We start from the raw sequence: 8,144 nt of genomic DNA on the forward strand, positions 1-8,144 counted from the left end.
GTCTGTTGCACGCGGCTGGGTGGCCGCGTGGGATGGTCATATCGGAACCCGCGAGGCCGCTCTTGGCAATGGCGGCGCCCGCATCCGGTGAAAAAATTAGACGCCGATCTCCGAGAGCAACTGCTGGGGAGCCAGACGTAGCGCCGCGGCGCGGCGATGGCCTTCCAGTCCCTCGCTGGCGCTCTGCCGGATGGCTGGCGGGCCGACTGCGGCGACGCCGCGATCGTCCAGCCACTGATGGGTGCAGGTCTTGAGGTAGGATCCGACCCACAGGCCTCCTGTGTAGCGCCCCGCGCCCATGGTCGGCAAGGTGTGGTTGGTGCCGCAGCACTTGTCCGAATAGACCACGCTGGCCGAGACGCCGATGAACAGCGAACCGTAATTGCGCAGCCTGGCCGCCGTGGCATGGGCATCGCGCGTATGCACCTGCAGATGCTCGGCGGCGATGAAGTCCGAATAGGCCAGCATGGCCGCTTCGTCCTCGCACAGCACGATCTCGCCATAGTCGCGCCAGGCCGGGCCGGCGACATTGGCGGTGGGCAAATTGATGAGCTGGCGCTCGACTTCCGCCAGGGTCGCTTCGGCCAAGGTCCTGTCGGTGGTGATCAGGCCGACGCGGGTGCGCACGTCGTGCTCGGCCTGGGCCAGCAGGTCGACGGCGATGGTGACCGCGTCCCCCGTCTCGTCGGCCACCACGAAGATCTCGCTGGGGCCGGCGAGCTGGTCGATGCCGACCAGGCCGAAGACCTGGCGCTTGGCCTCGTTGACGAAGGCATTGCCGGGGCCGAAGATCTTGTCGACGGCCGGGATGCTCTGCGTCCCATAGGCCATGGCGGCGATGGCCTGGGCCCCGCCGACCCGGAATATACGATCGGCACCGGAGAGGTGGCAGCCGGCGATCATCGCCTGGTGGGCGCCCGGCGGCAGGCAGGCGATCACCTCGTCGCAGCCGGCGACCTTCGCGGGCACGATGGTCATCACAGGCGCCGACAGCAGCGGATAGCGTCCGCCCGGCACATAGGCGCCGACGCGGGCGATCGGAATGATGCGATGGCCGAGATGCAGGCCGGGCAGGGCCTCGATCTCCAAAGGCTGCAACGTGGCGCGCTGGGCCTGCGCAAAGGCACGCACCCGCTCGATGGCGAATTCGGTATCGGCGCGGGTCTGCGGGTCGAGGGCATCCACCGCAGCCTGGCGCTCGGCGGCTGTCACTTCGAACCGCTCGACATCGACCTTGTCGAACTCACGCGAATAGTCGCGCAGCGCCGCGTCGCCACGCTTGCGCACCTCGTCGATGACCTGCTTCACGGTGGCTTCGACGGGGGCATTGTCGGTCAGGGCACTACGTCCCGGTGCCTTGATAGAGGTGATGCGGGCTTGGATGGCGGCGTCGAGCATTGCTGGCCTTCTCTCTAATTCTTTGTTCTGGCGCATCGGGAGTCGATCGACTTCCTCGGAAGATGCTGTGGGAAGGAAGATGCCCAAAGACTTGCCGCCGTAGACGCCCGGCGCAATTGCCCCCGATAGCCTCGTTCAATATATTCACCAGGCCAAAGCTGCGAAGCCAGGGGAGAGGCGATGAAGATCGGAGACAAGCTGCGCGAATTGCGCCATCGGCGCAAGCTCAGCGTCAGGGAGGTCGCCCTGCGCTCGGGCGTGTCGCATTCCTCGGTATCGCTGATCGAGCGGGACCTGATCAGCCCTTCGCTCGACACGCTGCGGGCGGTTCTCGATGCGCTCGGCACGACGCTGCCAGGCTTCTTCATCGATCTCAAATCCGCACTGCCGCAGAGCCCCTTCTACCGCGCTGCCGACCTGACCGAGATCGGGCAGCCGGATGCGATCTCCCATCGCGTCATCGGCCTCGATTATCCCAACAAGTCCATGCTGCTGCTGCACGAGACCTACGCGCCCGGCGCCGATTCGGGCGAGGCCTACGCCCATTCGGCTCAGGAGGGCGGCATGGTGCTGAGCGGCGCCATCGAGATCACCGTCGACGGCAAGGTCGAGGTGCTGGGGCCGGGCGACGGCTATTATTTCGACAGCCGGCTGCCGCACCGTTTCCGTAACCTCTCGGACGAGCGCAGCGAGATCGTCAGCGCGATCACGCCGCCGACCTATTAGGCTATCAAGGACGCAATCTAACGAGGCCGAGTAGAGCGCGACAATCCCTCCCCGACTTCGGGGAGGGTGGCCCGGCAAAGCCGGGTCGGGTGGGGGAGAGTGGCGCAGTCGATCATATTTGACAGATGGGCGCCACTCTCCCCCTTCCGCCGCTGCTTCGCATCGGCACCTTCCCCGAAGTCGGGGAAGGATGATCGCGCGCCATTCTGAGAACCGAGGCCTGATGGCCGAAACAGCCATACAGGCAGGCACCCTGGTCGATTTACCGACCACTGCATGGCCTCTCCCGCCATGCGGGGGTTGCGTCGAGGCCTGAGGGATGGGAGAGGGGGATGCCATGGCGCCTCCACAGACATCGACCGTTCTTTCAACGCCGGCCCCGCCCGTTTCCAAGGCACGTGCCGAGGCCATCATCCGTGATCATTACGGCCTCGACGTCGAGGCTTTCCCGCTGATCGGCGAGCGTGACAGCAATTTCCGTCTCCTGGCGCGCGATGGGCGCGAGTTTCTCCTGAAGATCGTCAACCCGGCCGAAGACGCGGCGGTGACCGACTTCCAGACCGAGGCCCTGCTGCATATCGCCGGGCATGATGCCGATCTGCCGGTGCCGCGGGTCATGCGTACGCAGGCGGGCGAGGCCTATTTCTGGCTGCGCGAACCGGACCAGCAGCCGCGCCTGGTGCGGGTGCTGACCTATCTGCCCGGCACCCCGCTGGCCAAGCTCGAACGCGGCCCGGCGCTGCGCCGCAATCTCGGTGCCGGTCTTGCCCGCCTCGATCTTGCCTTGAACGGCTTTGAGCATGCCGGCAGCCCGACGGACCTGTTGTGGGACCTCACCCACGCCCCCAGCCTGCGGCCGCTGGTCGTCCATATCGAGGACGAGGAGCGTCGCGCCCTCGTCACCGCCGTGCTGGACCGGCTCGAGGCCCATACGCTGCCCCTGACGGCCAGGCTTCGGACACAGGTCATCCACAACGACTACAATCCCTCCAACATCCTGGTCGGGGCGGGGAGCGCTGGAGCGCTGGACCAGCTCGCCGGCATCATCGATTTCGGCGACATGGTGCGGGCGCCGCTCGTCAACGAAGTGGGCGTATCGGCCTCCTATCACATCGGCGAGGGAGCGGGCTTCCTGGAGCCGGTCAAGCAGTTCGTGGCCGGCTACGACAGCGTCCTGCCCCTCGCGGATGAGGAGATCGCCTGCCTGTTCGATCTCATCCAGGGACGCATGACACTGACGGCCATCATCACGGCCTGGCGCTGCACACTGGAGCCGGAGAACCGCGACTACATCCTGCGCAATGCCGGCCGGGCCTGGGCGGGGCTGGCAGCGGCACGCTCGCTTTCGCCAAGCCAGGCGGCGGACGAATTCCACCTTTATCTGAGCAAGGATCGCTCCTCATGACGATGGTCAATGCCTTCGATCCCAGCAACACGGCCGGTTTCGCCGCCGAGGAAGCCGCCCTGATCGAGCGTCGCCGGCGCGTGCTCGGCCCGGCCTATCGCCTGTTCTATGCCCATCCCGTGCATGTGGTCCGGGGCGAGGGCGTCTGGCTCTACGGGCCCGACGACACCGCTTATCTCGATGCCTACAACAATGTCGCCAGCGTCGGTCATTGCCATCCGCATGTGGTCGCGGCCCTGGCGCGCCAGGCCGGGACGCTCAACACCCATACGCGCTACGTCACCGACGGCATTCTCGATTATGCCGAGCGGCTGGTCGCCACCATGCCGGTCGAGATCGCCAACATCATGTTCACCTGCACCGGCAGCGAGGCCAACGACCTGGCCTTGCGCGTCGCCAAGGCGGCGACCGGCGGCACGGGCGTCATCGTCACGCAGAATGCCTATCACGGTGTGACCGACGTGCTCGCCCACATGTCGCCCTCGCTCGGCGCGGGAGCCCCCATTGGCGAAACGGTGCGGGTGGTGCCGGCACCCACATCCGCCGACACGAGCGGCGAGGGCTTCGCGCAAGGCGTAAACGCCGCGATTGCCGACATGGCTGTTCATGGCATCCGGCCCTCGGCGCTGCTGGTCGATACCATCTTTTCCAGCGACGGCGTCTTCGCCGATCCGCCGGGCTTCCTGCGCCCGGCCGTGGAGGCCATCCGGGCCGCTGGCGGCCTCTTCATCGCCGACGAAGTCCAGCCGGGCTTCGGCCGCACGGGAGCCGGCATGTGGGGCTTTGCCCGGCATGGCCTCGTTCCCGATCTCGTCACCATGGGCAAGCCGATGGGCGATGGCCATCCGATGGCGGCCATGGCGGCACGGCCCGAGCATCTCGAAGCCTTCGGCCGCGAGGTGCGCTATTTCAACACCTTCGGCGGCAATCCGGTCTCCTGCGCCGTGGGTATGGCCGTTCTCGATGTCATCGAGAACGAAGCCCTGATCGCCAATGCGCGCGATGTCGGCGCGGGGCTCAAGAGCGGACTGGAGGACCTCGCCGCGCGCGATAGCCGCCTCGGCGAAGTTCGCGGGGCCGGCCTGTTCATCGGTGCCGACATCGTCGATGCCAAGGGCGCCCCCGATGCCGCGACCGCCGCCGCCATCGTCAACGGCCTGCGCGAGCGCCAGGTGCTGATCAGCGCGACCGGCTTGCATGGCCATAGCCTGAAGATCCGCCCGCCCATGGTGTTCTCGCATGATAATGCGGCCTTGCTGATCGAGAGATTGAAGGCGACGCTGGCGAGCCTGTAGGGAGATTCCCATCAGGATAGGATCCCTTCTCCCCTTGCGGGAGAAGGTCCCGGCAGGGGGATGAGGGAAGATACATCACCTTGCAGGGCGTCCGCCTCCACCCCTCATCCGGCTGCCGCCACCTTCTCCCGCAAGGGGAGAAGGGAATTGTTTCCGGTGATTTTGCGCCTTGAAGCATAGGTGCCTGTGAAGCTTAAGTCTTTACGAGAAACCATAGGAGAAGGCTGTCGCGCGACGCCTCCCTGTGCCATCACGCACGGCTTCCGTCTGGCTGCTCTGGCTCAATGCCATGTCGCAAGCAGGTCGGGCAGGGCTATGATATTTTTCTCCAACACCCGCCAAGGAAATCTCCTCGTCCTGCGTCTGATGGAACGGTCAACAAACAGACCGGGAGATTGGAATGCAATCATATCAGCCTGATGGGGTCGGTTCGTCTTATGCCCGTGGCAGGAGGGAGCGCCGAAATGGCCGTGGCAGCAAGCTTTGATGCAGGAGGCTTCGACCTTGGGTTTTCACCGCTGTGCCTGGCCTGGCTCTGGCTGCCATCTCTGACATGGGCTTCGGACGAGGGCGCCGGCGTGGTGCGCCTGGCCGCCATCGGGGAACAGGCCGATGATGGTGATGCCGACCTCGTCGCCCGTGCCTGCAAGGGTGACGGCCGCGCCTTCGAGAAACTGATCCGGCGCCACCACGCCATGATCCATCGGGTAGCCTGGCGCCAGACCGGCCTGGCGCAGGAAGCCGAGGACATCGTGCAGACCGTGCTGATGCAATTGGTGGAGAAGCTGGCGAGCTATCGCGGCCAGGCGCGCTTCACCACCTGGCTGATCGGCATCACCATCAATGCCTGCCATGATCATCGTCGGCGCAAATCCAGCTTCGGACGCATGCGGCAGGCCTGGTCGAATTTCGTGTCCCTTGGCGGAACGGCGAGCGATGACGGCGACCTCCTCCGGCGGAGCTGGCTGAAGAGCCTGCTGTCCGGCCTGTCGCCCGAACTGCGCGCCACGGTGGTGCTGGTGGCGGGCGAGGGGCTCAGCCATCGCGAGGCCGCCGCCGAACTGGGCCTATCCGAAAACACCGTGTCCTGGCGCATGCACCAAGTGCGCAAGCAGCTTGCCGAGACGGCTGGACGCGAACCGGCGACCACGAGCCGCAAGGAGATCCGCGATGCGCGTTGATCACGAAGACCACAAGATCGAACTGCCGGATGCCATCGTCTCCGAGGCGGCACGCGAGAAGGCGATATCGCGGGCCATCGCACATTTCGAGGCAAGCAGACCCAGGCAGGGTGCTGCGTCACGCTGGTGGCGGGGTCTCGGCCTTGCGTGGTTGAGCGCACGCCCGAGCCTGCGCATGGCGCTGGTGACGGGGGCAGCTCTGCTGATCGCGGTACCGATCGGCACCCATATATTGCGCCGGCAGGAGGCCGCAACCCCGTACATCGTGTCTCAGGTCGAGACGGGAGCAGGGTATGAACCTTCGAATACGGGCTCGGCCGCCAAGACCATGACATCGAAGCCGGCCACGCCAGTTACGCAGGTCGCGCGTCTTGATCCCCTGGCGCCGCCGCCGGCCGATTCTCGGGTGCGTGTTGTCGGCGGTGTGCCGGATGATGTTCAGGCCTTCGTCGAGGCGGCTCCGGCCAATACGGAGGTACAGACCAGGTCTTCGCAGGAGATCGGCCGCGACAAATTTTCCAACGCGCCGCAGAACGCTTTCAAGGTGGTGGCGCAGGAGCCGGTCTCGACCTTCTCGCTCGATGTCGACACCGCCTCCTATTCCTATGTGCGGGCCGCGCTCAACCAGAACCTGCTGCCCAGGCCCGAAGCGGTGCGCGTCGAGGAGATGATCAATTATTTCCCCTATGATTATGCCGCTCCTGCCGGCGCCGAGGAGCCGTTCTCGACGGCTGCCACAGTGATGCCCAATCCCTGGCAGCCGGGGCACAAGCTCCTGCGTATCGGCATCAAGGGTTACAGCCTCCATGCCCAGGAACGGCCGGCCGCCAACCTCGTCTTCCTCATCGATACCTCCGGCTCGATGAACGAGGCCAACAAGCTGCCTTTGCTGGTCAAGTCGCTGGGCATGCTGGTCGACACGCTGCGGCCGGAAGACAAGGTTTCGATCGTCACCTATGCCGGTTCGGCCGGCGTGGTGCTGCCGCCGACAAAGGCGTCCGACAAGGCCTCCATTCTTGCGGCCCTCGACAGGCTGCAGGCCGGCGGCTCGACGGCCGGCGGGGAGGGAATTCGCCTCGCCTATCAGCAGGCCGAGGCCAATTTCGACACCAAGGCGGTCAATCGCGTACTGCTGGCCACCGATGGCGACTTCAATGTCGGCATCGCCGATCCCGGCGAACTGCGTGGCTTCGTCGAGCGCGAGCGCGGCAAGGGCATCTTCCTCTCCGTGCTCGGCTTCGGCATGGGCAATCTGAACGACCAGGTGATGCAGGAGCTGGCCCAGAACGGGAACGGTGTCGCCGCCTATATCGACACGCTGAACGAGGCCCGCAAGGTGCTGGTCGAGGAGGCAACCTCGAGCCTGTTTCCCATCGCCAAGGATGTGAAGATCCAGGTCGAGTTCAATCCGGCGGCGGTGAGCGACTATCGCTTGATCGGCTACGAGACCCGCATGCTCAAGACCGAGGATTTCAACAACGACAAGGTCGATGCCGGCGATGTCGGCTCGGGGGCGAGCGTGACGGCGATCTACGACATCGTGCCGGCCGGTGCGACGCGCCCGGTCGACGAGAGCCGTTATCAGGCAGCCCAGCCGGTGGCGCCGGCAGACAAGCCTGACGAATATGCCTTCGTAAAGATCCGCTACAAGCTGCCGAAATCCGAGACGAGCCGGCTGATCACCACCCCGGTGAACCATGCCGGGGAAGCCGCCACGCTGGCACAGGCGCCCGCCGATGCGCGCTTTGCCGTGGCCGTGGCCGGTTTCGGCGAATGGCTGCGCGGCGGCAAATATGTCGGCGCGCTCAAGCCGGACGACATCATCGCGCTCGCAGCCGGTGCCAAGGGCGACGACCCCTATGGCTACCGCGCCGAGTTCGTCAATCTGGTTCGGGCAGCCAAGACAGCAAAGGGCCTGCCGCAGCAGCCGTGAGATAGTGCCGAACTGTCAGGATCAAGCCCCTTCTCCCCTTGCGGGAGAAGGTGGCGGCAGCCGGATGAGGGGTGGACGCGCCATACTCGGTATGCGCAGCAAAACCCCTCATCCCCCTACCGGGACCTCTAGGTGACCGACTCATAACTTCGTATCCAGATACGGATTGAAGCGAGTTGGATTGAAGCGAGAAAGTTGTCGTCGCG

General features: G+C 65.5%; 6 protein-coding genes. 5 read left to right on the forward strand and 1 reads right to left on the reverse strand.

Annotated elements, in window-relative coordinates:
• Positions 1-96 precede the first annotated feature (96 nt).
• Positions 97-1,398, reverse strand: a complete 1,302-nt coding sequence (hisD, locus tag U1R88_RS23715; protein WP_322433471.1) for a histidinol dehydrogenase — start codon at positions 1,396-1,398, stop codon at positions 97-99.
• Between the two features lie 180 nt (positions 1,399-1,578).
• Here hisD and U1R88_RS23720 point away from each other — a divergent pair, with 180 nt between their 5' ends.
• The 5 genes from U1R88_RS23720 to U1R88_RS23740 all read left to right on the forward strand — a co-directional run bounded on the left by U1R88_RS23720 (position 1,579) and on the right by U1R88_RS23740 (position 7,938).
• Positions 1,579-2,124, forward strand: coding sequence for a cupin domain-containing protein (locus U1R88_RS23720; protein ID WP_322433472.1), 546 nt, complete (start codon positions 1,579-1,581; stop codon positions 2,122-2,124).
• Positions 2,125-2,461: 337 nt separating this feature from the next.
• Positions 2,462-3,529, forward strand: coding sequence for a phosphotransferase (locus tag U1R88_RS23725; RefSeq protein WP_322433473.1), 1,068 nt, complete (start codon positions 2,462-2,464; stop codon positions 3,527-3,529).
• Complete coding sequence (locus U1R88_RS23730; protein WP_322433474.1) at positions 3,526-4,824, forward strand: aspartate aminotransferase family protein; 1,299 nt, start codon at positions 3,526-3,528, stop codon at positions 4,822-4,824. The genes U1R88_RS23725 and U1R88_RS23730 overlap by 4 nt, the downstream gene beginning before the upstream one ends.
• Positions 4,825-5,288: 464 nt before the next feature.
• Entirely contained in the window at positions 5,289-6,005 is a 717-nt protein-coding gene (locus tag U1R88_RS23735) for an RNA polymerase sigma factor (RefSeq protein ID WP_322433475.1), read from the forward strand.
• Positions 5,995-7,938, forward strand: a complete 1,944-nt coding sequence (locus U1R88_RS23740; RefSeq protein WP_322433476.1) for a vWA domain-containing protein — start codon at positions 5,995-5,997, stop codon at positions 7,936-7,938. The genes U1R88_RS23735 and U1R88_RS23740 overlap by 11 nt, the downstream gene beginning before the upstream one ends.
• The last annotated feature ends 206 nt before the right edge of the window (positions 7,939-8,144 follow it).

Origin of the sequence: Labrys sedimenti, from assembly GCF_034424805.1 — a bacterium.
Lineage (GTDB): Bacteria > Pseudomonadota > Alphaproteobacteria > Rhizobiales > Labraceae > Labrys > Labrys sedimenti.